Genomic DNA, 458 nt, shown 5'->3' on the forward strand with positions numbered 1-458 from the left:
CGACGGTGAACGCAAACGGCGGGGTACTGGCCGCGCCGCCGTCAGCATTGGTTCCGTCCTCAGTGCTGGCGGTATCGCTATCAGGCGTCTCCGTCGGGAACTCTGAGAGGTCCTGCCCGCTGCTTTCCGCCTGGAACGGGCCGAGGCCGGCGACGAACGCGCCGCCGACACCCGCGAGCAGGAGCACGACAGCGCCGCCGACGGCGAGCAGCTTTCCGTTCATCGGTCTACGTCCCGGCCCCTGTCGCCGCCCCACTCACGTCCGAGCCGGGGCTGTCGTCGCTCCCACCGGCGAGGAACTCCTGAATCGCTTCGATGATCGTTGTCACAAAGTCAGGGACCTGATCCGGGAGACCGCCGGGCGGGCCGACGGCGTTCGTCCCGTCGTCACCGTCCACCGCGGGCGCAGCCGCGGCCGCCGCTGTGAAGAGTGTCAGCGCGAGCACCAGCGTGCCGAC

At 70.1% G+C, this 458-nt stretch carries 1 protein-coding gene and 1 pseudogene; both read right to left on the reverse strand.

Annotated elements, in window-relative coordinates; translation table 11 throughout:
• Nucleotides 1–223 (reverse strand): annotated as a pseudogene (locus FY251_RS21230) (hypothetical protein); the annotation flags it as partial.
• A gap of 4 nt (nucleotides 224–227) precedes the next feature.
• Nucleotides 228–458, reverse strand: a 231-nt coding sequence (locus FY251_RS21235) for a hypothetical protein (protein WP_148416903.1), incomplete at its 5' end; no start/stop codon positions are given.

The sequence above is a fragment of the Haloferax sp. KTX1 genome (assembly GCF_902410085.1).
In the GTDB taxonomy this organism is placed as follows: Archaea; Halobacteriota; Halobacteria; order Halobacteriales; family Haloferacaceae; genus Haloferax; species Haloferax massiliensis.